The organism is Sphingobacterium gobiense, from assembly GCF_002980575.1.
Classification (GTDB): Bacteria; Bacteroidota; Bacteroidia; order Sphingobacteriales; family Sphingobacteriaceae; genus Sphingobacterium; species Sphingobacterium gobiense.
The window spans coordinates 159,610-184,294 of record NZ_PVBS01000001.1 but is presented as its reverse complement, the minus strand read 5'-3'; the positions used below and the strand labels follow the sequence as shown (position 1 = coordinate 184,294).

The 24,685-nt window shown below is 41.2% G+C and carries 26 protein-coding genes and 1 tRNA gene; 10 read left to right on the top strand and 17 right to left on the bottom strand.

Annotation, left to right across the window (positions count from 1 at the left end):
* The 3 genes from C5749_RS00820 to C5749_RS00810 all read right to left on the bottom strand — a co-directional run bounded on the left by C5749_RS00820 (position 1) and on the right by C5749_RS00810 (position 2,433).
* Positions 1–1,389 carry a TolC family protein gene (locus C5749_RS00820; protein WP_245893579.1) on the bottom strand — a complete coding sequence of 463 codons (1,389 nt, stop codon included), beginning with the start codon at positions 1,387–1,389 and terminating at the stop codon, positions 1–3.
* A gap of 94 nt (positions 1,390–1,483) precedes the next feature.
* Positions 1,484–2,044 (bottom strand): Crp/Fnr family transcriptional regulator, encoded by a 561-nt coding sequence (locus C5749_RS00815; RefSeq protein WP_105722123.1) that lies wholly within the window; start codon positions 2,042–2,044, stop codon positions 1,484–1,486.
* Positions 2,045–2,127: 83 nt separating this feature from the next.
* Positions 2,128–2,433: a hypothetical protein gene (locus C5749_RS00810; protein WP_105722121.1), complete on the bottom strand. Its 306-nt coding sequence runs from the start codon at positions 2,431–2,433 to the stop codon at positions 2,128–2,130.
* Between the two features lie 100 nt (positions 2,434–2,533).
* Here C5749_RS00810 and mazG point away from each other — a divergent pair, with 100 nt between their 5' ends.
* Positions 2,534–3,340, top strand: coding sequence for a nucleoside triphosphate pyrophosphohydrolase (gene mazG, locus C5749_RS00805; RefSeq protein WP_105722119.1), 807 nt, complete (start codon positions 2,534–2,536; stop codon positions 3,338–3,340).
* 9 nt (positions 3,341–3,349) lie between these two features.
* Here mazG and C5749_RS00800 read toward each other — a convergent pair whose 3' ends face one another.
* Complete coding sequence (locus C5749_RS00800) at positions 3,350–4,048, bottom strand: hypothetical protein (protein WP_146113642.1); 699 nt, start codon at positions 4,046–4,048, stop codon at positions 3,350–3,352.
* A gap of 68 nt (positions 4,049–4,116) precedes the next feature.
* On the opposite strand from C5749_RS00800, the gene trpS reads away from it, so the two are divergent.
* Positions 4,117–5,118, top strand: a complete 1,002-nt coding sequence (gene trpS / locus C5749_RS00795; protein ID WP_105722115.1) for a tryptophan--tRNA ligase — start codon at positions 4,117–4,119, stop codon at positions 5,116–5,118.
* 3 nt (positions 5,119–5,121) lie between these two features.
* Entirely contained in the window at positions 5,122–5,736 is a 615-nt protein-coding gene (locus C5749_RS00790; protein WP_105722113.1) for a deoxynucleoside kinase, read from the top strand.
* A gap of 11 nt (positions 5,737–5,747) precedes the next feature.
* On the opposite strand, the gene radC is transcribed toward C5749_RS00790, so the two are convergent.
* Complete coding sequence (gene radC / locus C5749_RS00785; RefSeq protein ID WP_105725079.1) at positions 5,748–6,434, bottom strand: RadC family protein; 687 nt, start codon at positions 6,432–6,434, stop codon at positions 5,748–5,750.
* 151 nt (positions 6,435–6,585) lie between these two features.
* On the opposite strand from radC, the gene C5749_RS00780 reads away from it, so the two are divergent.
* Together C5749_RS00780 and C5749_RS00775 are read left to right on the top strand one after the other, a co-directional pair.
* Positions 6,586–7,044, top strand: a complete 459-nt coding sequence (locus C5749_RS00780) for a peptidylprolyl isomerase (protein WP_105722111.1) — start codon at positions 6,586–6,588, stop codon at positions 7,042–7,044.
* A gap of 13 nt (positions 7,045–7,057) precedes the next feature.
* Complete coding sequence (locus tag C5749_RS00775; protein WP_105722109.1) at positions 7,058–7,459, top strand: DUF5606 family protein; 402 nt, start codon at positions 7,058–7,060, stop codon at positions 7,457–7,459.
* Between the two features lie 49 nt (positions 7,460–7,508).
* Here the strand turns inward: C5749_RS00775 and C5749_RS00770 are convergent, their stop codons facing one another.
* Together C5749_RS00770 and C5749_RS00765 are read right to left on the bottom strand one after the other, a co-directional pair.
* Entirely contained in the window at positions 7,509–8,579 is a 1,071-nt protein-coding gene (locus C5749_RS00770; RefSeq protein WP_105725077.1) for a PA0069 family radical SAM protein, read from the bottom strand.
* Between the two features lie 259 nt (positions 8,580–8,838).
* Complete coding sequence (locus C5749_RS00765; RefSeq protein ID WP_181151231.1) at positions 8,839–8,979, bottom strand: RNA polymerase sigma factor; 141 nt, start codon at positions 8,977–8,979, stop codon at positions 8,839–8,841.
* An 84-nt stretch (positions 8,980–9,063) separates the two neighbouring features.
* Between C5749_RS00765 and C5749_RS00760 the strand changes: the two genes are divergently transcribed.
* Complete coding sequence (locus C5749_RS00760) at positions 9,064–10,800, top strand: thiamine pyrophosphate-dependent enzyme (RefSeq protein WP_105722105.1); 1,737 nt, start codon at positions 9,064–9,066, stop codon at positions 10,798–10,800.
* Between the two features lie 20 nt (positions 10,801–10,820).
* Here C5749_RS00760 and C5749_RS00755 read toward each other — a convergent pair whose 3' ends face one another.
* From C5749_RS00755 to C5749_RS00740, 4 genes are all read right to left on the bottom strand, one after another.
* Entirely contained in the window at positions 10,821–11,888 is a 1,068-nt protein-coding gene (locus C5749_RS00755) for an acyl-CoA dehydrogenase family protein (RefSeq protein ID WP_105722103.1), read from the bottom strand.
* The gene (gene pnuC / locus C5749_RS00750) at positions 11,878–12,504 is read right to left on the bottom strand and encodes a nicotinamide riboside transporter PnuC (protein WP_105722101.1); all 627 of its coding nucleotides are present in this window, start codon (positions 12,502–12,504) and stop codon (positions 11,878–11,880) included. Before pnuC ends, C5749_RS00755 begins: the two co-directional genes overlap by 11 nt.
* 202 nt (positions 12,505–12,706) lie before the next feature.
* A complete protein-coding gene (locus C5749_RS00745) occupies positions 12,707–14,200 on the bottom strand; it encodes a malate:quinone oxidoreductase (protein WP_105722099.1) in 1,494 nt (497 codons plus the stop codon).
* A 201-nt stretch (positions 14,201–14,401) separates the two neighbouring features.
* Positions 14,402–14,923, bottom strand: coding sequence for a DUF4168 domain-containing protein (locus C5749_RS00740; RefSeq protein ID WP_181151230.1), 522 nt, complete (start codon positions 14,921–14,923; stop codon positions 14,402–14,404).
* Positions 14,924–15,182: 259 nt separating this feature from the next.
* Between C5749_RS00740 and fabG the strand changes: the two genes are divergently transcribed.
* From fabG to C5749_RS00720, 4 genes are all read left to right on the top strand, one after another.
* On the top strand, positions 15,183–15,926 hold the full coding sequence (gene fabG, locus C5749_RS00735) for a 3-oxoacyl-[acyl-carrier-protein] reductase (protein ID WP_105722095.1): 744 nt from the start codon (positions 15,183–15,185) through the stop codon (positions 15,924–15,926).
* 143 nt (positions 15,927–16,069) lie between these two features.
* Positions 16,070–17,197 (top strand): COG1470 family protein, encoded by a 1,128-nt coding sequence (locus C5749_RS00730; protein WP_105722093.1) that lies wholly within the window; start codon positions 16,070–16,072, stop codon positions 17,195–17,197.
* Positions 17,184–18,155: an ABC transporter ATP-binding protein gene (locus C5749_RS00725; protein ID WP_245893578.1), complete on the top strand. Its 972-nt coding sequence runs from the start codon at positions 17,184–17,186 to the stop codon at positions 18,153–18,155. The genes C5749_RS00730 and C5749_RS00725 overlap by 14 nt, the downstream gene beginning before the upstream one ends.
* Positions 18,142–19,110 (top strand): ABC transporter permease, encoded by a 969-nt coding sequence (locus C5749_RS00720; RefSeq protein ID WP_105722091.1) that lies wholly within the window; start codon positions 18,142–18,144, stop codon positions 19,108–19,110. The genes C5749_RS00725 and C5749_RS00720 overlap by 14 nt, the downstream gene beginning before the upstream one ends.
* Positions 19,111–19,126: 16 nt before the next feature.
* Here C5749_RS00720 and C5749_RS00715 read toward each other — a convergent pair whose 3' ends face one another.
* From C5749_RS00715 to serC, 6 genes are all read right to left on the bottom strand, one after another.
* Complete coding sequence (locus C5749_RS00715; RefSeq protein WP_105722089.1) at positions 19,127–19,381, bottom strand: hypothetical protein; 255 nt, start codon at positions 19,379–19,381, stop codon at positions 19,127–19,129.
* A gap of 274 nt (positions 19,382–19,655) precedes the next feature.
* A tRNA-Lys gene (locus C5749_RS00710) sits at positions 19,656–19,728 on the bottom strand.
* Positions 19,729–19,841: 113 nt separating this feature from the next.
* A complete protein-coding gene (lysA, locus tag C5749_RS00705; protein ID WP_425443441.1) occupies positions 19,842–21,017 on the bottom strand; it encodes a diaminopimelate decarboxylase in 1,176 nt (391 codons plus the stop codon).
* Positions 21,018–21,107: 90 nt separating this feature from the next.
* Complete coding sequence (locus tag C5749_RS00700; protein ID WP_105722085.1) at positions 21,108–22,421, bottom strand: aspartate kinase; 1,314 nt, start codon at positions 22,419–22,421, stop codon at positions 21,108–21,110.
* Positions 22,422–22,542: 121 nt separating this feature from the next.
* Entirely contained in the window at positions 22,543–23,490 is a 948-nt protein-coding gene (locus C5749_RS00695) for a D-2-hydroxyacid dehydrogenase (RefSeq protein ID WP_105722083.1), read from the bottom strand.
* Positions 23,491–23,511: 21 nt separating this feature from the next.
* Positions 23,512–24,579: a 3-phosphoserine/phosphohydroxythreonine transaminase gene (gene serC, locus C5749_RS00690; RefSeq protein WP_105725073.1), complete on the bottom strand. Its 1,068-nt coding sequence runs from the start codon at positions 24,577–24,579 to the stop codon at positions 23,512–23,514.
* Positions 24,580–24,685: the final 106 nt, after the last annotated feature.

Sequence of the window (24,685 nt, the reverse complement as noted above, 5' to 3'; positions counted from 1 at the left end):
CTATTCGTATATGGTTTGTAATAGTTTTCCTGATGTATGTAATAATTCCAATGCCACTGCACGTTGCTGCAAAACATGGCTGTAAAAATTAAGATTGACTTTATACCACTCATTTTCGGTTGCCAACAGTTCCGTTACGTCAATCAAGCCAGCTTCATACTGCTTCGAAGCCATCTGCAAATTATTTTGGGCAACTTTTACCTGTTGGTCACCTACTTTTAATTTCTGATTTGCGGTGGTATAACTGACTTTGTTTTTATCCAGCAACAGATTTAATTTTTCCGTTGCGTCAAGAAACTTCGTTTCATTGATGGCTTGATCTAATTGTACTTGCTTTACTTTATTTCGGTGTTCCCCACCGTTAAAGATATCCCATCTCACCCCGACGCCAACCATAAAGTTAGGCCTACCTTTTAGATAGTTGGTAGAAAGGTCGAGATCACCTACGACGGGTTTGTCTTTAATGGTTAAATTCGTGTTATGAAGATTCAAATAGCTCGCTGAGCCGAAAGCAAAAACCGTCGGCAGTGACGCCCCTTTTTCTTTTTTATACAGATATTCATAAGCTTTAGATGACGCATCCAACGCTTTTAATTCAGAACGCTCTTCCACTCCCGTGGGTACATCCGATAAATAGATGGGCGAAAGATTATACAATACCTCTTCTACTGCTGATGCCGATAAACTCGTTTCCTGTTGTATTTTTTTGACCAGTAACGCACGATTTCCAGCTAACTCCACCTTTTTTTCTTCCAATTCCAACAGAGCAAGTTTAAGTTTATCCCGATCATATGGTATAGCCAATCCATTTTCGATGGCCTTATTCACTTTTTCCTGTTCCTTTTTCAACCTCCGTTCGGAATCTAGAATCAGTTTATCAACCTCGTTCAACAACATCAGCTGATCGAACGTAGACGCGATCTCCTTTGCCATTCCCTCTTTTCCCGCTTCGGCCAGATAACCTTGTGCTCGCGCCTTTTCTTGGAGGGCACGTTCGCCATTGAGTATCTGCAATCCTGAAAAAATAACTTGTCTTACAGATACACCCGCATATACAGCTTGTGATCTAAGGGTAAAATCTGTCGCACCGTCAAATAGTCCTAGATTCAATACCGGCAGATTGAGTGTAGGAATATCAAGACTCCCATTGTTGTACATAAAACCATACAAGCCTGTCGCTGATACATGGGGCAGTTTATTCGCTTTCACGCCCTCCGCTTCTAGGTTCGCTTTATCTACTTCGTAGTTTTTGAGTTTCAGATCGTGGTTAGCCTGAAACGATTGCTGTATAACTTCTTTTACTTTTGGATCTATAATGGATTGTGCCCGCCCCGTTTGTTGAAAAGCAATGCTAAACATCATTAAGATCCATCCCCATTTCTTTACCATAACTTGTTTTATTTATCGCAACAAATATCTGCTTTATATAGCTTGCTTTTTTTAAGATATCTTAAAAAAGGAGGTCTTGTATCGATTTATTGAATTAACGCTGTGCTCTAATGACGCTAAGCGTCTGTTGAGAAATGCCTAAATAGGACGCAATATCTCCTAATGGTGCTCGCAGAAGTATATTTGGATGCTGCTCCATTAATTTTTGATAGCGTTCTTGTGCCGTTTCAAATTGCAAGCTCTGTAGCCGCGTGGAAAACCCTATCAATGCTTGCAACAGTATGGTTTGTATAAGTCTGTTCATGGCTATGGAACGGGATGCAAGTTTCGATATCGCATCAAACGGGATCAAGGTAATGGTTGAAGGCTCGAGTGCCTCTATACCATACATTGACTTTTTATGATAGAACACGCTTTCTGTACCCGCTGCAAAGGTTTGTTCTGAAAAAAAATAATGTGTGATGTCCTTATCTAGTTTATAATAAAACATCCGCACAAGTCCCTGCTCAATGAAGAACACATTCTGCGAATAATGCCCTGCATCTAAAATAACGGCTTTTTTTTCATAGGTTTTAGTGACAGATACCTGTTCCAAGTATACTAACAGGTCATCTGTCAAACCAAACGCGGTCTTCAAATAGGGAATCAACTGCATCCCCTAAAATAACATAATTTTTAGAAAATACAATCTCATAATTTGTGATTACCTAGCGTGCTATCACTAAAGTTCTTCGCACCTTACGCCGGATTTTTGTATTTTATTTCCAAGGCCAGTATAATATCCCGTTTCTTACCTTCTATTAAAGATAGATTTCCAGCAACAAACACTCCTTTTTTACCACTGATATTATTTGAAATACCATATACTGTGGATTCATCATCTGGATTGGAAGGTCCTTCATAGCGATAAAGATGATCTATCTGATAATTTTCTGCGTCATTCAATATCTCATCAAATTCGACATTAAAATCGATGGTGTATCCCATATCTTTTAATTTAGCCAGCGCTACATCCGTGGTTTCATAATCGTGTTTCGTATCCATAATATCTAAAGTTTGTTTTATTTAATAGGATAACACATCAAACGGCAGTTCTGTTTTCGCATTTTTTTTCTAGCTTTGGACATCTTTGAAGCGAAAAATTATGGCACACCCTATACCCGAGCCTCAATACACTCCTGGAAAAGCATTGGAAAGGTTGATCACCATCCTGGATACGCTCCGTATCGCCTGTCCGTGGGATCGAAAACAAACCATGGAATCCTTGAGACATCTCACCATTGAAGAGCTCTATGAGCTCACGGATGCGATTCTAGAAAAAGACTATAATGAGATAAAAAAAGAGCTTGGCGATGTTATGCTACATCTTCTTTTCTACACCAAGATTGCCGATGAACAACAACAATTTAATGTGGTAGACGTATTAAATGCGATTTGTGATAAGTTGATTATACGACATCCACACATCTATGCAGATACAAAGGTTGCAAATGAGGAAGATGTAAAAAGCAACTGGGAGTCTATCAAATTAAAAGAGGGGAACAAATCTGTTTTATCTGGTGTACCAAAAGGATTGCCTGCCCTCGTCAAGGCCTATCGTATTCAAGATAAAGTGCGAGGGGTCGGTTTTGATTGGGATAATAAAACGGAGGTTTGGGGAAAGGTAGAGGAAGAACTGGCAGAATTTAAGCACGAATTTAACCTCACAGATGGAGAGTCTGTCGATCAAGAGAAAGCAGAAGCAGAATTTGGTGATCTGCTATTTTCCCTAATTAATTATGCTCGGCATCTGGGCATCAATCCTGAAAATGCCTTAGAACGTACCAATAAAAAATTTATGCAACGATTCCGCCATTTGGAAAAGCGAGCGGCCGAAAACGGACAAAGCCTCAAAGAAATGACATTAGCCGAAATGGACGTTTATTGGAACGAAGCAAAAAAATTATCGTAATAAAAGACTTTAAGGTTCATCACAATCCACGATATCTACCTTAACAAACAGTTTTTGAAACTGTTCCATTTGTGTTCCGTCATAGTTAATATGGTGGACCAGATGGTTCGCACTATTCCACCAGCCGTATACCAATACGTAGTCGAAAGCACGATCTAACCTATCCGCACGTTTCATGGTGTTTTCATAGTTATGCCATAGGTAGGCAGGCGTACTATTATTTTTCATTTGCTCCTTTGTCACCTGCTCATAGGCCTCCAGCAAACGATCTCCGCCTTGGTGAAGTGCTTCGGCATATTCCCTCGCCCGCGTACCTTCTTTTACAGCAGCAATTAAAAGTTGTGGTTTTTCTTTCGCTTTTTTTTGTGTTTTTTTTAAGTCTGCCGTCTCTAGTAAATAACGTAACACGTCTTTTTTTAAACGTTGAAAATAAGACACTTGGACGATTTTCAAATTTTCAACAGATCGTATCACGCTGTCATATCGGACAGTCAGCTCTTCCAACGTCCCCTCATCATGAACGTAGTGGCTAGTACGAAAAAGTTTATACGTATCAGCGAGCTGTACGTCCGTATATTTTTTGCTATCGTAATATCCCTTGTACGTACATAGCTCATCGTTGAACCCCCAAGCTTTTGTTTGCGCAAAAGCTGAGCTCAAGAGAGATACCACCATAAAAGATCCTATCGAAATTAGTCTTAACCTCATAACCTCCATTTATGAAACTAATATAGTGAGCTTGTCTTTAATTAGCAATTAATCCGTAAATTCGCGACATGAAAGAAACTGTCGTTAGCGGTATCAGAAGTACCGGGAAATTACATTTAGGCAACTATTATGGGGCATTGAGCAACTTTGTCAAAATGCAACATGAATACAATTGCTTTTTCTTTATAGCGGATCTGCATTCCCTAACCACACATCCCACTCCAGAGCATTTAAATCGAACAGTAAGGGAAGTTGTGGTAGAATACCTAGCGGCAGGCATTGATCCCGAACAGTCGACTATATATGTACAGTCGGATGTTCCCGAAGTAGCGGAGCTCTACCTTTACATGAATATGAATGCCTATCTAGGCGAATTAGAGCGCGCAACGGCTTTCAAAGATAAGGTCCGCGCTAATCCGGACAATGTTAACGCAGGCCTATTAACATATCCGGTACTGATGGCATGCGACATCTTGATTCATCACGGCACAAAGGTTCCCGTTGGGAAAGACCAGGAACAGCATTTAGAAATGACGCGAACTTTTGGAAATCGGTTTAACAGGCTATACAATGTAGACTACTTTAAGGAAGCGTTTGCGTTCTCTTATAGCGATAAACTGGTCAAAATTCCAGGGCTGGATGGTAACGGAAAAATGGGTAAGTCCAATAGTGAGGCGAGTTGTATATATTTGAGCGATGCACCAGAGGTCATCCGTAAAAAGGTAATGCGCGCGGTATCGGACGCTGGTCCAACAGAAATGAATCAAGCAAAGCCGGAGCCCATAAAGAATCTATTTGATTTAATGAAGGTCGTTTCTACACAAGACACCCTGCAACATTTCGAAGAGCTATATAACAACTGTGAAATCCGTTATGGTGACTTTAAAAAGCAGCTTGCCGAGGATATGATCTTGGCGACTGAGCCCGTTCGGTCACGTATACAAGCCATTTCCAACGATGATGCATATGTCAGAAAAGTTATCCACATGGGAGCAGAAAAAGCGCGGGAGAGTGCATGTAGGACGATCAAAGAAGTACGTGAAATAATAGGAATCAAGAAGTTATATTAGACCATGCATATAGCAATTGTAGGAAATATCGGAGCAGGGAAAACGACTCTAACAGCGTTGTTAGCTCGTCATCTTAATTTTGAGGCGCAGTATGAAGCCGTAGAAGACAATCCTTATCTAGAAGACTTTTACAGCGATATGAAGCGATGGGCATTTAATCTGCAAATATTCTTTCTCAACACGCGTTTTAGACATATTGTAGACCTTCAGAATCGGGGCATAAATATGGTTCAAGACCGGACAATCTATGAGGACGCTTATATTTTCGCGGAGAACCTATATGACATGGGGCTCATGAGTGCTCGTGATTTTGAGAATTACAGCAATATTTTTCAAAGCATTGTTCACTATATCAAAGCGCCGGATCTCTTAATATACTTACGTGCTTCTGTACCTACATTAGTAAATAACATCCAAAAAAGAGGACGTGATTACGAGTCGGCCATTCGTTTAGACTATCTATCTAAACTCAATGAAAAATACGAAAAATGGATCGGCAATTATACCGACGGAAAACTATTGGTTTTAGACAAAGACAATCTAGACTTCGCCAATAAACCGGAAGACCTTGGTAAAATTATCGAAAAGGTGGAAGCAGAAATGTTTGGACTATTTTAGCCCATCACTTCTTACAACAATCCCTCATCACGGAAGCTGAAATAAGAAATATCCGTGAAGATAATGTGGTCATTCACCCTTATATCCATCAGCTCGGCGGCCGTAACAATTCTTTTTGTAATTAATTTATCCGCATTACTAGGCCGCAGCGTGCCTGATGGGTGATTATGAATCAAAACAAGAGAGCCAGCTTGTACTTGCAATGCATATCGGAGAATAACCCGTATATCCACAGGCGTCGAATCATTGCCTCCTCGACCTATTATTTTCTTATCCACCAATCTACAACCGGTATTTAGGTAGAGCACCCAAAATTCCTCATGCACCAAGTCTTGTATATAAGATCTAAAATAGTCGTAGACTTTCTTGCTGCTATTCAAGACGGAGATCGCGTCGGGTTCCATCTCTTTTCTACGGCGCCCCAATTCTAAAGCGGCAATAATACTTAAGGCCTTTGCTTCTCCGATACCACGATAACGACATAGATCAGGTACTTCTAACCTCGAAATATTACTTAAATTATTTTGAGCATCGGATAATATCCTACGACACAGTTCAACCGCAGTTTCCTTGCTTGAACCGGAACCAATAAGGATAGCCATCAACTCTGCATCTGTCAAGGCCCTTCGACCTTGTTCCAATAGCTTTTCTCTTGGACGGTCAGCTGCTGACCATTCCCGAATGATTAGTTTTTCCATGACAACAAGTATATAATGGTGCACTAAAGTTACTATTCTTTTTAGTAAAAACAAATCTACTAATACAAAACGCATTAACAATTCTTAACCGATTCAAGCCTCGCATTTCGTAGAGAAACTTTATCTTTGCAATCTATATAAATATCAAGACATGAGTAAAGCAATTATCAAGACGGAAAAAGGCGATATGACCGTGCAGTTCTATGCGGAAGACGCTCCAAATACGGTGGCCAACTTTATCAAACTGGCAAAATCTGGTTATTACGACGGCTTAGCATTCCATCGTGTCATTCCTGATTTCGTTATCCAGGGTGGTTGCCCCAATACACGCGACGGTGCAACAGGCGTGCCCGGTACCGGAGGTCCAGGTTACAAAATCGATTGCGAATTAACTGGAGAAAACCAATATCATGACAGAGGTGTGCTCTCTATGGCGCATGCTGGGAGAAATACCGGTGGTTCACAATTTTTTATCTGCCACAGCCGCAACAACACAGCACATTTAGATCGAAACCATACCTGCTTCGGTAAAGTTATTGAGAATGTAGATGTCGTGGATGACATCCGTCAAGGAGATCGCATCTTAGGAATTGAAATTATTGAAGAGTAAAACCTAAAGATATATGAATTTAAGAGCTTTAGTATCAGTTACCGGAAAACCTGGCCTTTTTAAATTAATTGGACAGAGTAAAAGTGGATTTATATTAGAAACCTTGGATGATAAAAAAACAAAATCCACGGTCAATCTATCTACGACTAAAATGGCTACCCTAGAAGACATCACCATTTATGGTGAAGAAGAAGAAATACGTCTAATCGATGTGTTTGAAGCTATTAAAGAAAAAGGAAGCCATACACCAGATATCAAAAATGGACAAGCTTTACGTGAATTTTTCCGCGAAGTAGCCCCCGGACATGACGAGTCAAGAGTTTATGCTTCTGATATGAAAAAAATTATATCGTGGTACAACATTATCAAGGAGTTACCGTTATTCGAAGAGGAAACACCAGAACCGATTCAATAGTAATATTTTGATAGAGGCGCAATAATTTTGCGCCTCTACATATTTTACATCAGAATAACCTCAATTGCGCGTCACGATTCGGCCTTTCAAATAAGTCGGTGCGCAAAACAGGATAAGTCTCTTGTCCCATATATTTTTTGACCGCTATCTTGAATAGTTGTCGTATTCCTTCTGCGGTTTCGCCATCTCCACGAATTCTCCTCCCCCATTCGCTGTCGTTCAGATTGCCTCCATGACAAGCTTCTATACCATGTATAATCTTTTCCGCTCCTGCTGGATAATTCTTATATACCCAGTCCCTGAAAATATTCGCGATTGCACCGTTTAGGCGTACAATCGTATAGCTAGCCCATTTAGCTCCTACATCAGCCGCTTGCTTTATCAATGCAGGCATCTCATCGCTGTTTATTCCCGGAACAATTGGTGCGATCATCAACGATACAGGGATGCTTTTCGCTGCCAATTTTTCAATGAGTTTGAGTCGTGCAGCGGCGGTTGCCGTCCGCGGTTCCATCTTCCGTCTCACTTCTTCCCGCAAGCTATTAATGGTCACCGATACACTCACTAACCCCAATTCAGCAAGGGCTGCTAGTATATCCAAGTCGCGAAGCATAAGTACGTTCTTGCTGATGATCGAGACTGGGTGCTTATAGGATAGAAAAGTGTTTAAAAGTTGCCGAGTAATCTCCAGCTTCCGTTCGATAGGCTGATAGCAATCCGTATTGCCAGACATAAAGACCGACTCTGGAATATAGCCTTTCCTATCAAATTCTTTTTCCAACAACTCCACTGCATTATATTTAACCAAAATCTTTCGTTCAAAATCCAGTCCTGCGCTGTATCCCCAATACTCGTGAGAATTACGGGCATAGCAATAAATACAGCCGTGTTCGCAACCTTGGTAGGGATTCAGCGATTGGTAAAACCCTATATCTGGGCTGTCCACCTTAGACAAAATTGCTTTCGGATATGTTGCTATAAATTTCGTGGAATCAGATGTTAAAAAAGGTTCATCCAATCCTTCTATATATTCCTGTACGTAGCTCTGTCCGAAAAATTTATTATTGGGATTTAGCTGCGCCCCTCTTCCTTTAAAATACTTTTCTTCCTTTGAATCCATAAACAAAAATACTAAAAATATTAGTTTTTTTTCACGTGTCGTCATAGAATATTTTATTTCTTTTCCACTAATTCCCTAACGGTATCGCCGTAACGATCTCTTCATCAGCTTTCATTTTTGTCAAGCGATGCCATCGTCTTAAACGTATTAATAAAAACCATCAAGCATAAGCTCCTTAGCTAACAAAGCCAATGAATGCTAGTAGGTCATATTTATTTTTTGTTACCCAAGATTTGTGATTCCACTTCCAATTGCTTTCTCAATGCACTTTATTCAATAGTTCCCCTATTTCTTCCGTGCTCAAGTCGTCCTCATATCTTAACAAAAAGATCTCTTTTCGCTTGCCCGGAAGTTGACTGATCCAATATTGGAGAAGATCGTCCAATTCTTTGTCCAACATGGTTATCATCTACTTTAAAACCATTTACTGCCTACTGTGTTTAATAGTTAATCCTCGTACTATCAACTCTTTTACAAAAATCATATGGCAAAACTTATAGCAGACCAACTCGTAGAAACAATAGCACAAGCAGGCATTAAACGTATTTATGCAGTTGCCGGTGACAGCTTGAATGAGGTGAATGACGCTGTGCGTCGATCTAGCGACATCGAATGGATCCATGTGAGGCACGAAGAAACTGGCGCATTCGCTGCCGCCGCCGAAGCCGAGCTCAATGGCATTGCTTGCTGTGCTGGAAGCAGTGGTCCCGGACATGTACACCTGATCAATGGATTGTATGAAGCACAGCGTAACAATGTGCCTGTATTAGCAATTGCTTCAACCTGTGCAACAGATGAATTTGGTACAGGTTTTTTTCAAGAGACCAACATAATAAAACTTTTTACAGATTGTAGTGGATATAACGAAATCGCCACCACCCCTAAACAACTTCCCCGCATGTTGCAAGCGGCCTTACAACACGCGCATACCAAGGGAGAAGTAGCTGTTCTCGGCCTTCCGGGTGATCTCAGTAAAGAAAAAGCGGAAGAAAGTAGTGTTACTCCCTACCTTTTGAAACAACGTCCGGTTTTCCGACCTGCAGATAATGAGCTGCACGAACTGTCCAAAAAATTAAATAAAGCGACCAAAATCACGATTTTCTGTGGATTTGGTGCGAGCGAAGCGCATACTGAAATCATCGCATTGGCAGGTTTGCTGAAATCACCCGTGGCTTATTCCTTCCGCGGCAAAATGGGTATACAGTATGACAATCCTTACGAAGTAGGTATGACTGGCTTACTGGGATTGCCTTCAGCCTTCTACGCGATGCATCATACAGAGCTGTTGTTACTGCTAGGAACAGATTTTCCATATAAGGAGTTTATGCCGGATGATCTCGAAATTATACAAGTAGACAAACGTGCCGAGCGTCTAGGACGCAAGGCTAAAGTATCATTGGGCTTGGCAGGAAACATAAAAGATACGTTGGAAGCATTACTCCCCTTAATAGAGGAAAAAAAGAATGATGCATTCTTGCAAAAACAATTGGATAAATATCAGGATGTCAAAAAGTCACTTCGCACCTATGTGGAAGATACCGGTAAGCAACACGCCATATCGCCGGAATTTTTAACCGATACCATTAATAGATTAGCCCATGACGACGCCATTTTTACCGTGGATACGGGGATGTGCTGTGTGTGGGGGGCACGATACCTACACGCTACAGGAAAACGAATATTATTGGGTTCATTCACGCACGGATCGATGGCTAATGCGTTACCACATGCCATAGGGGCTGCTTTAGCTAGACCAACTCAACAGGTGATAGCACTGTGTGGAGACGGAGGGTTGTCTATGATGATGGGTGATCTAGCTACCGTGGTGCAATATAAGCTCCCTATAAAAATAGTGGTTTTCGACAACCGATCGTTAGGTATGGTAAGATTAGAGATGCAGGTTGAGGGACTGCCAGACGGTGAAACCGACATGTACAATCCTGATTTTGCCAAAATAGGTGATGCCATGGGCATGAACAGCTTTACGATAGATTCACCTGATGAAGTGGAAATAACACTACAAAATGCATTTGCTGTTAACGGACCGGCCTTGATTCACGTATATACCAATCCCGATTCACTCGCCATGCCCCCAAAGATAGAATTTGAGCAGTTAAAGGGAATGGTATCTTCCATGGGCAAGATGATGCTTCACGGTGATTTTAAAGATGTTGCTAATATTATTAAAAGCAATTATAAGCACATTAAAGATGTGTTTTAGACAACTTTCTGTTTATTCCATTACGGAATATTCAATAAAGCGTGCTGTGAAGCCGTAAAAATATGACGAAATACAATATTCAACTCGTTATCACGCTGTGCGCCGGCAATACCCGTGTAAGGAAATAAGTCTATTGTTCCTATTCGAACATCATGCGTAAGATCCCGGCTTAAGGTTGCTATTTCTACCAAAAATTCTTTTTTGGGTTCTCTCTTATTCCAAGTTGCCGCTATGAGCTGATAAAGACGATTACGCTTTTCTTCAAAAGCGCTTCTTACCGCGTCGACTTTCTTAAACAATATTTTCCCTTTCTCCGCAGCCGGCTCCGGATCAGATGCTTTAATTAGAAGTTGTTTTTCCAAAAGATCAAGAAAACGCCTAAACATACCGACATAATTCACTGCCAATGTGCACTCGGCGAAAGTCATAAACGGATAATAAAAAATAGGTTCGTCGCTTGTGCGCTTATCGGGATGTAGATCAAAAGCGCGTTCCTCCCGAACTTTCAATTCGCTAATAGAAAAACTATGGCTTGCCGTGCATTCCAATCCAAATGTATCCCAATCGTAGTGGATAAGCACATCCTCCCGGTCTATAAAAAAGGAATGATAAACAGGATTCCCAGTCTCGTCAACAACAGGCTCTCCATCTTCGTATATCCAAGCGTTTAAGGTAAAATGCGTTAAATGGGGAGCTCCTGTAGCATATTTCCACGCTCCACTGATGATAAAACTATTCCCCATTTTATCGGCTCTTCCAGAAGGTTTACCGCTCCCGCCCCAACAAACTTTATCCTGTTTGAAAATTGTTTCCGCCAACGTCGAATCAATAAATCCGACAAACATATTAGCTCCCGCACAGAGGGTTACCGTCCAAGCAAAACCACCATCAATGTATGCCAATTCCTCCAGCAACTGACACCCTTCTTTCAGTTCAGCATTTAGTCCTCCGTAAACCTTAGGAACCCATAAATTAAACCAATTTTGCCGATATATCAGTTCCAAAAGCTCGGGAGCCAACGCTTTTCGTTGGATGCTTTCGCGAACGGAATCTTTAATAAGGTAACGGCTTTCTGTATTAAGCATCATGAGTTTCAAATTGAGTAGACATTATTTCCTTCCATTTCATATAGCCGGAAATCGCCACAATAAATAGGAATATCGTTAGACACGCAAAGAGATAAAGCTCCTTATAAAATAATAAAGGAATAGCGACAAAGTTACTTATATTTAATAGTATCCAGTTTTCAATCTTACGTTTGGCCAGCAACCACATCCCGGCCCAGGCCGTGCTGGATACAAAGGCGTCCATGATTGGTACATCCGAATCCGTAAAGTAAGTCAAAAAACCAAACAGTAGAAAATAACCGCCTACGACAATGCCAGCAACGATAGACCAATCTTGCATACTACATCGGGTAATGTGTATCTGTTGTTGACTTTGGTTTCGAAATTTCCAGTACCACAAGCCATAAATACTCATAAGCAGATAATACGCATGTAACAAGATCTCGGCATATAGCTTAGCGCTGTACAACACACAAATGGTCAAGCAAATGCCAACGATACCAAAGAAATAATTGGATATTTTGTTTTTACGGGATAGCAGCACCTGTATTATACCAAAAAGCACCGCTAGCCGTTCTAACCAGGAAGTTTGAAGGAATCCGTTTTGTAATTGTTCAAAAAAATCTGATATCTGCATATGTACTATAAGTGTATAGTGGAAAATCGCCTCCACTTATGTGTACCAACCTACTAAAACCAGAATAGATATCATCCCTACGCCAGCATTACCCGGGTCAGGTTCCTCCCGAAAACGGTACGGGATTGGGTATATTCTCAGCCCTGTAAGCCAAGCAATTTGCGAATTGCTTGGGAAAAGCACCCCATAAGTATATTATAGCTTACGCTAATTGTAACGCTTCTTTTGAACGACTTCTAACCTCTTCGCATAAAGCGGGGTCATCATTTAAACTTTTACCCCACGATGGGATAAGCTCACGAAGCTTTTTGCGGTATTCCTCCGATTTTGCTCTTTCGGGGAAACAACGTTTCAATAGATTAATCATGATGGGAACAGACGTAGACGCCCCCGGAGATGCTCCCAATAAAGCTGCGATGGAACCATCGGCACTTGAGACTACTTCTGTACCAAATTCTAAGATACCGCCATGTTTTGGATCTTTTTTTATAACCTGTACCCGCTGTCCAGCAACTTCGACTTTCCAATCATCCAACTTCGCTGTTGGCATAAATTGTTTTAATGCATCCAATTTATCCGAAGGGCTTTTCATGACCTCAGTAATCAGATATTTTGTTAAATCCAAATTATGCAGGCCTGCAGAAATCATGGGTTTAATATTGGACAGTTTGATAGATGCTGGAAGATCGAAATAAGAACCTTTTTTTAAGAACTTCGTCGAAAAACCTGCATATGGTCCGAACAATAGTGCTTGTTCACCGTCAATATAGCGAGTGTCTAGGTGAGGAACAGACATGGGAGGTGCACCTACCGATGCTTTTCCATATACTTTAGCATGATGCTTTTCTATAATCTCCTTGTTGGCACAGCGTAGCCATTGTCCGCCGACCGGAAACCCACCATATCCTTTTGCTTCCGGAATCCCAGATTTTTCTAGAAGAAGTAAAGAACGGCCTCCTGCCCCAATAAACACAAACCTCGCTTTTATTTTACGCTTTTCGCCTGTATTTAAATCTTTGGTTTCTACTTCCCAACGGCCATCCTCTTCGCGTTCTATATCACGTACTTCCTGGTTGAGTGATAGCTTAATATTATCCTTCGTTTGTAGGTGATGAACCAAATCACGCGTAAGCGAACCAAAATTCACATCGGTTCCTATTTCCATGCGTGTGGCAGCCATCACTTCGTTTTTCGATCGCCCCTCCATCATAAGCGGTATCCAATCTTCCAAAACCCCTTTTTCTTCGGTATACACCATACCTTTAAATAAGTTCTCTTTTTCCATCGCGGTATAACGCGCGCGCAGGAATTGAACGTCCTTCTCACCGAAAACGGCACTCATATGTGGTACTTGACGGATAAACTCGGCGGGCTCTTTTAGAATTCCTTTTTCTACCAGGTAGGCCCAAAACTGTTTGGAAATCTCAAATTGCTCTGCAATATTAATAGCCTTATCTATTTTAACACTGCCATCGGATTGTTCTGGTGTATAATTTAATTCGCATAAGGCCGAATGCCCTGTACCAGCATTATTCCAGGCATCTGAACTTTCAGCTGCAACAACATCCAGCCGTTCGATGATTTCGATATTAATATCAGGACTTAGCTCATTGATTAAAGTCCCCAACGTAGCGCTCATAATACCTGCACCAATCAATACGACATCGACTTCAGATTTTTTAGCTTTTTTACCCATAGTTTCAAAATTGCGTACAAAATTAACATTCAAATTGGTTATAACCGAATGAAAGTGTCAAAATTCTTTCATTATTCTTGTTATTTTTTTAAGAGGCTACATCGCATTTAACCAAAAATAAAAACCCATGAATATCACTATTCATGGGCTCGTCATATGCCTAAAAAAAGTTACGGTAGTGTCAGCATTTTTGTGCTATTATTATTGAGGCTGCGTGTTTTGTTCCTGTTGTAATTCCAACAAAACACCATCTAACTCACCTTTTACTTTTTCGCTGTTTTGATAAGCGTACATAATTTGTTCAAACACCTCTATATCGATACCCTCTTCTTTTATTGCTTCTTGAATATCTCCTCCAACTTCGTCTTGAATTTTCATTATTTTTTCAAAAGCGCTATTGAACATTTTCTGATCTTCGGCACTCTCATTTTGAATCCCCTCCTCTGAATTTTCTTGTGCTTGCGCCATCGTATTAAACTTCTCCACCGTTAAACCCTCATCTTTGACCGCGTTCGCCATACTCTCTTGTACCCCCATTTGTATAGCTTCCACTTTGGAACTCGCTTTTACAAATGAAATTAACTCGTCTTTTTTGAAATCTTCTTTCAATTCCGGTTCCTGCATTGGATTTGATTCCTGCGCCATAGCTCCAACGCCAACCATCATCATTACCGCTAATAAAATTACTTTTAGTTTCTGCATAAAAAATTTATTCCTGTTCATCTTCATTCGTTTTTTCGAAAATTTTTCCTACATATATAACGCATACAGATAATATTATTGCCTATAACTCCTATTTATATCGGAAATAGCATCGTAAATTGAGGTGTTTTTTACGTAAAACCGTTGGGTTGGGACTAGATGGCAGCAAAATGCAACGTTACTACTAATTGTTTTTTTTTATTAGGTATTGGTGAATGCAAAGCATTTTATTTAGGTTTGTTGGATATTAAGAGCAGAATTAGAATCATACAAACATAAAATGAAATTATTAGAAGGCAAAACAGCTTTAATCACGGGAGCATCAAAAGGCATCGGTCGAAAAATTGCTGAAGTTTTTGCTCGGCATGGAGCGAACGTTGCATTTACCTATTTATCTTCTGTAGAAAAGGGAGAAGCGTTGGAGAAGGAATTACAGGCTTTTGGTGCACGTGTAAAAGGCTTCCGTTCCGATGCATCAAAATTTGACGAGGCAGAAAAACTAATCGAAGATATCGTTGCTGAATTTGGGACAATCGATGTCGTCGTCAACAACGCCGGGATTACAAAAGACGGTCTATTAATGCGCATGACGGAAGAAAATTGGGATGATGTTATGAACGTTAATCTAAAATCCATTTTCAACGTGACCAAAGCAGCTTCGAAAATTATGATGAAAAACCGTAAAGGTTCGTTTATTAATATGAGTTCTGTAGTTGGCGTCCAGGGTAATGCCGGGCAAGCAAATTATGCTGCCTCCAAAGCGGGCATTATCGGTTTCTCTAAATCTGTAGCCAGAGAACTGGGGTCTAGAAATATCCGGACGAACGTAATTGCCCCCGGATTTATCCGTACGGAGATGACAGATGTACTCGATCCGAAGGTTGTTGCGGGATGGGAAGCAAACATTCCGCTAAAACGTGCCGGAGAAGCTGAAGACGTGGCCAACGCTTGTTTATTTTTGGCGTCGGATTTATCCTCTTATATCAATGGCCAGGTTATTCCTGTGGATGGTGGTATGCTGTAAAAAATGATATGCTGCTGGATTGACGAAATTCAACTGGCCAGATAATATGTAAAAAAATGTTAAAGCCCTTGACAGGAATGTCAAGGGCTTTTTATTTTAGACCAATAAAATTAATAAAACCACTCTTTTTAAAATTTTACTTTATGCTAAAAAGTCGGATAATCTATTTATTGGGCATGATTTTGGCATCAAACATTGCCTTTGCTCAAAATTTGCAGCTGTACACGACCTATCCGAAGATTTCGGTTTCACCAGGAGAGGTCATTGATTACAATGTAGAGCTTATCAACAATAGTTCGGTTACGCGAAACGGAAGGATCAGCTTGCGAAATCTCCCAAAAGATTGGGATTATGAAATAAAGTCGGGGAATTATAGTGCGGAAGAAATCTCCGTTTTACCTAAAGAACGTAAATCTCTTAACCTCAAAGTGATCGTACCCTCTAAAATAGAGAAGGGGCAGTACCGATTCCAACTGATTGCGCAAGGCGAATCATCTTTACCGTTAACCGTTGACGTCAACACCGATGGGAAATCGTCTTCAGAATTCAACAGTCCGCAAACCAATATGGAGGGTTCGGCAAAATCAACCTTTACCTTCAACGCCTCCCTGTTAAATCGTTCCTCAGAAGCACAGGTATATCGCTTGGGCGCCAACCTTCAACCCGGGTGGGGTGCGACGTTTAAAGTAGAGGGAAAGCAAGTTTCATCTGTTAATATAGAAGGGAATCAACGTAAAGATGTTTTAATTGAAATCCTTCCTCCAGAAAGTGTTAAAAAAGGGAAATATACAATTCCGCTATTTGCTCAAAGTCCGCTCAATCAATCTGACCTATCGCTGGAGGTCGTGATTACAGGTTCCTACGGGTTAAAGCTTACCACACCCGAGGGGTTATTGAGTACAACCGCAACGGCCAACCGAAACAAATCGATTCAGCTTCTCGTTAAAAACACCGGTAGTTCCGATTTGAGTCAAATCAACCTCAATGCTTCTGCCCCTTCGCAGTGGGAAGCCCACTTCGAGCCCAGTCGGATCAGCACGCTCAAAGCGGGCGAGAACCAAACCGTTACAGCCATCATTAAGCCCGCTAAAAAGGCTATCGCAGGCGACTATCAAATTACATTAGATGCAAAAAATAACGAAACGAGCGATAGTATTAAATTTCGCGTGACCGTAGAAACTTCTTTATTGTGGGGTTGGGTAGGCATTTTGATTATAGCCATTGCCGTTGCACTTGTTTATTTTTTGATCCGTAAATATGGAAGGAGATAAAATGGACAACCCTATTATTCGCGTACGGCAATTGACAAAAAAGTATGGGGATTTCACAGCGGTAGACTGCCTGGATCTTGATATCGCAATTGGTGAGATTTTTGGCTTGTTGGGGCCAAACGGTGCCGGAAAATCGACAACGATTTTGATGCTTCTCGGTTTAAGCGAACCGACGTCGGGCGAAATAGAAGTTTGTGACACCGATCCTGTCCGGTCCCCCCTTGCCGTCAAGCGTTTGGTAGGATATCTACCCGACAACATCGGCTTTTATGAGAGTTGGACTGCGCTCGAAAACCTGATCTTGACAGCACAATTGAATGGGGTTTCTTACACGGAAGCGAAAAGACGCTCTCTTTCCTTATTGGAAAAAGTAGGTCTCCAGGATGTTGCTGAAAAAAAAGTAGGTAAATTTTCCAGGGGGATGCGGCAACGGCTTGGTCTAGCAGACAGTTTGATAAAAGAGCCCAAAGTTTTGATTTTGGACGAACCTACGTTGGGATTGGATCCGATGGGTGTCAAAGATTTCACGTCACTTATATTACGTTTGAGCCGGGAAGAGAAACTGACCGTCATTCTATCCAGTCACCAGCTTTATCAAGTACGGCAAATCTGTGATCGGGTGGGTTTGTTTATTAAAGGTAAGTTGGTCGCCGACGGCCCCATTCAAGATTTGGCATCACGTTTATTCCGGGATAAGCCTCGTCATATTCAACTCAAAGTGTGCGAAACAGACACGCAACAAACCCGCCGTATCTTGGAAGAGATGCAAAATATGAAATCAATCGAGCAAAAAAATGATCTGTTCCTTATCGATGCTGACGAAATTATCGCACATCGTCTGGCGAAGAAGCTGGTGGAGCATGACATTAATATAATGCAACTGCAACAACGCACATATGGTATCGAAGATATTTACGCACATTATTTCGAAGGAGGATCTACCGATGACGATAAATAAAAATAATAATCTATATGCTTTCTCCATTTTAGTGAAGAAAGAAATTGCCGATCATATTCGTAGCTGGAAATTCATTATTCTATTGGCTATTATCCTATTGACGTGCGTAGCCTCTTTATATACCGCTTTACAGGCATTGAAAAACACCGCACCAGCTCCGAACGATCCCGATGCGGCGTTTTTTTTCCTCAAAATTTTTACTACATCTGATGGCACCATGCCGTCGTTTCACCTGTTCGTTGGATTTCTAGGTCCGTTGCTTGGCATTTGTCTGGGATTTGACGCTGTCAATTCCGAATTTAACGGACGCACCTTGGGTCGTATTCTATCACAGCCTATCCATCGGGATTATTTCCTCAATGCTAAATTTATTGGCGCATTAACTGTGATAGGCGTTTTATTTACATCCCTTATTCTCCTGACTATAGGAGCTGCGACATTATTGGTAGGTTTCCCCCCCACGTTCATGGAATGCAATAGGCTTTTTCTTTTTACCTTGTTAACCATCGTTTATGTTGCTTTCTGGCTCAATTTATCGATTCTGTTTTCAGTTCGTTTTAAGCACACTGCAACGTCTGCTTTAGTCGCCATCGCGATTTGGTTATTTTTCACAGTATTCTATCCGATCATTATCAATATCGTAGCAAAAGCAGTACAGCCAAACCCATACGCTTCGGAAGCGGAAATCATGCAGTATCAGCATTTTATGCTAACAATAATGCGATTTGCACCGAGTCAGCTCTATAGTGATGGAACGAGTATGTTGCTAATGCCATCCATCAGAAGTCTTGGTCCTTTGCACATGGAACAAATTCAGGGAGCAATTCCTTCGCCTCTACCTATTTGGGAAAGTATAAAAGTGGCATGGTCGCAGTTGGTGGCGTTGATCGCCTGTACTATTGTATGTTTTGCTACTTCTTACTATTTATTTATGCGTAAGGAAATTCGTTGCTGACCGCTCTCCCGTGTGTTCAATCCAGATCGGGAGAGCTTATCGTATCATAACTATTATCTCGATTTAGGTTATTTAATGGTACACCGGAATGATTCTCTATTTTCTGATCGACCGTGTCGGGGTCTCTAAAACGTTCAAGATAATTCAACGGGACACCACTGTCCTCAGCAGGATGGAGAACGGAGTCGGTGTTATCATCCGTAGATGACGAGGCCGACTCTCCATTACAAGCTACCAATACTATGCTTGCTAACATGATTCCTATTGCCATATTGATCTTTGTCGGTTTTGTAAGCTTCCTCATAACGCGTTACCTTCTTTCATATCGTTTGCTTCTACTTAAGAGAACGTTATTACCAGGAAAATGTTCGGATACGGCTATATCGAATTTCGCGACCACAGGTTATGTCGGAACTGACAGCCTGCAAGATCTATTAGCAGACGTAGGGTGCAAGGCTCTATGCAACAAATGACCCACAGGGTAACAAGGGAATTTCTTATACGGGATCACAAAAAAAGCAACTCTTTTGGAGTTGCTTTTTTTGTGATCCCGCTGGGATTCGAACCCAGGACCCATACATTAAAAGTGTATTGCTCTACCAGCTGAGCTACAGAATCGTCCTTCATTTTCTGAAGCGTCGCTTCATTGTTTGAAGTGATGCAAAAGTAGGAATTTCGATTTAAAATGCAAATATTCTTTACCTCTTTTTTTCATAAAAACAAAAACTTGCTCATAGTGAGGGGGATAAATTTAATGCATCGCTGTACAAATAGCGCACTTCATCGCGTAAGTTGTAATGAGAGGCCATTACTTCACCATACGCACCCGCTGTGCGGATAGCAATCAAATCTCCCCTCTCCGATTGCGGTAAAGGCACCTCTTTACCGAAGCAATCAGAACTTTCGCAGATTGGCCCTACAACATCGTACTGAACACCTGGCTCTTGGTCTGTGTCCACACGCTCTATTTTGTGGTACGCTTGGTATAAGGCCGGTCTCATCAGTTCTGTCATTCCTGCATCAACCACTAAAAAGTGTTTCTTTACCCCACTTTTAGTATATAATACCTTTGTGATAAGTGATCCCGATTGCGCCACCAACGCACGTCCTAATTCAAAATGGACCTCCTGATGCGGAGCTCGTTCTAAAAACCGGTCGAATATCTCAAAATAAGTCTGAAAATCAGGAATCGGATTGTCATCAGGATGTTGGTAATCTACCCCCAATCCACCTCCCACATTTAACACTTTGATTTGTGTCCCCCGCTCTTCAAACCAATTTTTCCATTCATTTACTTTAACGCATAAGCTCTTGAAAACATTCATATCGGTTATCTGAGATCCGACGTGGAAGTGCAACCCAATCAGTTCCACGTTTTTTGCTTGTCTGATGACCGATGCAGCAGATTCTAGTTCTGAAGTCGGAACCCCAAATTTGTTCTCATCGAGTCCTGTCGTGATATAATGATGCGTATTGGCATCGATATTCGGGTTAATCCGTAGCGACACCTTGGCAATGACACCTAGCTTACTTGCCAGCTCATTAATGACCTCCATCTCTTGAATAGACTCAACATTAAAGGCAAATATGCCGTGTTGCAAGGAGAGGATAATTTCTTTATCCGATTTCCCCACCCCTGCAAATGTAATTTTATCGGCTGAAAAACCTAGATCAATCGCCTTTTGAACTTCATTTCCGCTTACACAATCGGCGCCGAACCCTTTCGATTGGATCACAGACAACAAACGATCATTAAAATTAGCCTTCAACGCGTAATGCACATGGAACCCTCGCTTATCCGCAGCATGTTTCGCTTGCTCCAATGTCTCGTTCAATAGGCCAAGGTCGTAATAGTAGAATGGTGTTTCTAAATCTCTTATTCTTTCTCGCTGAATATTATTAAACAACATATAATTTTTTCGTCTTTGTGATTATGGGCAACGCCCTTTATTTCTTATTCACTGGGCGACGGCGTCATCGCCCCCACTTATAAAGTGCTAAAATAATCTATTATGCAAGGAACGAAGCGCTTCCGTTTTATGACTATTATCCAACAAGATAGAAACGTTATAGTCCGAGCCTCCATAAGAAATCATACGCAATGGGAGATGTTTGATCGCATCTAATACCTTGGCTGCATACCCATGTGTATTGGCGCTAAAATCACCCACTACACAAACGATGGTCTGATTATAATCCACATGTACGGAACCGAAGTCTTCGACTTCTTTGATGATGTCTTCTAGATTTCGAGTGTCGTCCACCGTCAACGAAACCGCTACTTCAGATGTTGTAATCATATCGATCGGTGTTTTGTACCGTTCAAATATTTCGAATATCTTCCGTAAGAAACCATAAGCCAACAACATACGGGAAGAGTGGATATGGATGGCCGTAATTCCATCTTTAGCAGCAATCGCCCTAATTTGTCCTTTGCTCCCACCCTCTTTGCTTATTAGTGTGCCGGCTGCTTGCGGATCCATCGTATTCAGTAGACGCACGGGTACATTATATCGTTGTGCGGGGAATACACTCTGTGGGTGTAAAATCTTAGCTCCGAAATACGCTAGCTCCGCGGCCTCATCAAAACTCAAATTTGCTATCGGCTGTGTGCCTTTTACTACGCGTGGGTCATTATTGTGCATCCCATCAATGTCCGTCCATATTTGGACCTCTTCTGCTTGGATAGCTGCACCAATAAGAGAAGCTGTATAATCAGATCCTCCACGACGTAGATTGTCAATTTCACCAAACGAATTACGACAGATATAACCTTGTGTAATAAATAAGGAATTATCAGGGTATTCCGCCAATAAAGCAGAAAGCTTCTCCCCAATATAAGGTACCATAGGTTCGTTGTCTTCATCTATTTTCATGAAATCTAACGCAGGTAACAACACCGATGGAACATCGATTTCTTCTAAATGAAAATGAAACAATGTGGTCGACAGCAACTCACCCTGTGCCAAAATGATTTTCTCTTCGACGGGCGTGAACATCTCATTCCCCAACGAAGCGATATAATTAAAGTGATAGTCAATCAGATTCTTGCCCTTTTCAAGTCCCTGATCCGTCGAAAAGAGCTCCTTTATCAGTTCTTCGTACTTATTCTTGTGCAACTTGATTAAATTCAATGCCTCTTCGGTTTTTCCCGCTAGAAAAGCATGTCCGATTTCCACCAATGCGTTCGTCGTACCAGCTACAGCCGATAGAACAACAAGCTGGCGTTCGGTAGGGTTTACAATATCCAGTAACCCTTTGATACGTTGGGCACCTCCCACTGATGTGCCACCAAACTTTAGAATTTTCATATTATAATCGTAGTATCTATTACTATCTTTCAAAAAACCTGTAAATGTAATTATTTTACATAAAAAAGCGGCACAAAAGCAATGAAAAGCATTTGTGCCGCATATATTTCATGCGGAAGAATTACTTCTTTAGAGCATCTATAAGCAGCGTCGCCAGTTCGATACCGATCCGCTCCTGTGCTTCATTTGTTGCCGCTCCGATATGCGGCGTCAAAGAAATCCGAGAATGGCTCAAAATCTCTTGTCTTGGTGTTGGCTCATTATCAAACACATCCAATGCCGCAAAAGATACCTTACCAGAATCCAGTGCTTTGATAAGCTCTAATTCATCTATTACACCACCGCGAGCAGCATTTACTAACCCGACTCCATCTTTTAACAAAGTAAACTCTTCTTTTCCGATAGCAGGTTTATCCAGAAAAGGAACATGAAGGGTAATGAAATCCGATTGTTTTAATACTTCTTCGAAAGCCACTTGTTTCACAGGCAAGTCTACTTGAACGCCGCCGGTAAATGTCAGTGATAAGGATGTCGGTCCGTCGAATAGGTCGGTATAGATCACATCCATTCCCAGTCCAAGAGCTACTTTCGCAGTTTCCCGACCAATCCTTCCAAATCCAACAACACCCAATGTTTTCCCTCTTAACTCCACACCTTTGGCGTAGGCTTTTTTAAGTCCCGCGAAATTTGTGTTCCCTTCTACAGGCATCTTGCGATTGGAGTCGTACAAAAAGCGCACACCATTTAAAAGGTGAGCAAACACAAGTTCTCCTACAGATAACGATGAAGCGGCAGGCGTATTGATAACAGCGATACCTTTCGAGCGCGCATAGTCGACATCAATATTATCCATTCCTACACCACCACGACCAATAGCTTTAATATTCGGGCATACGTCAAGTAATGCTTGACGAATCTTTGTAGCACTGCGTACGGTAACGGCATCATAAGCCTGTAACTTTTCTGCAAGCTCTTCTTGCGGAATATGATTTGTATCTACCTCAAATCCGGCATCTTCCAACAGTTTCTTACCCGCTGCATCAATACCGTCGTTTGCTAATATCTTCATTTAATAAATTGTTTATTCTATTTATTTACTCAATTCTTCAAATTCTTTCATCACATCTACTAAGGCATTGATAGAACTAATACCCAAGGCATTATAAATCGACGCCCTGAAACCTCCTACCGAACGATGCCCTTTAATACCCACCATTCCACGCTCTTGCGCAAGTTTCAAGAAAGCGGATTCCTGCTCCGGCGTGTCCATAACGAATGTCACATTCATTCGAGAACGGTCCTGTTCATTTGCAGTGCCTCTAAAAAATGGATTCCGCTCAATTTCATCGTATAATGTTCGCGCTTTAATAATGTTTTCTTGCTCAATTACCGATATACCACCCTTCTCTTTTAACCACCGTAGATTCAACATTGATACATATATAGAGAATACCGGAGGCGTATTATAAAGTGACCCTGCTTTTGCATGCGCTTCATAATCAAATATTGCCGGTAGTGTGCGTCCGGTTCTTCCCAAAATATCATTCTTAACAATAACCAATGTAACACCTGCAGGCCCCATATTTTTTTGGGCACCGGCATATATCAAATCAAAGTCAGCAATGTTTATCACGCGGCTCAATATATCCGATGACATGTCAACTATGGTAGGCACATCTACATTTGGTTTTTCAAAAATCTCGGTACCGTAAATCGTATTATTTGAGGTGTAATGAAAATAAGCAGCGTCCGAAGGCACCGAAAACTCCTTAGGAATATAGCTATAGTTTTTATCGGATGAAGAAGCTACAATCGCTACTTGCCCTACTTTCGACGCTTCTTTTGCGGCCTTCGTGGCCCAAACACCGGTATCCAAATATGCTGCTTTCCGCCCTTCTGGCAAAAGATTCATCGGAACCATTGCAAATTGCTGACTCGCTCCTCCCTGTAAAAACAAAACAGAATAGTCAGACGGAACATCCATAAGCTCGCGTACTAAAGCCTCTGCTTCCTGAATCACTTGCTCAAACTCTTTGGAACGGTGCGATATTTCAAGAATGGAAAGCCCAGTATTATTAAAATCAATTACAGCTTGCGAAGCTTCTTGAAATACTTCCTGTGGAAGTATGCATGGTCCTGCCCCAAAATTGTGTTTCATCATGAATTATTTTACGTGAATAAATGAACCGCAAAAATAGCACATTTTTTAATTTTCTTCATATTTCACAAACTTTTATTGAAAAATAAATAAACATTTCTTTTGT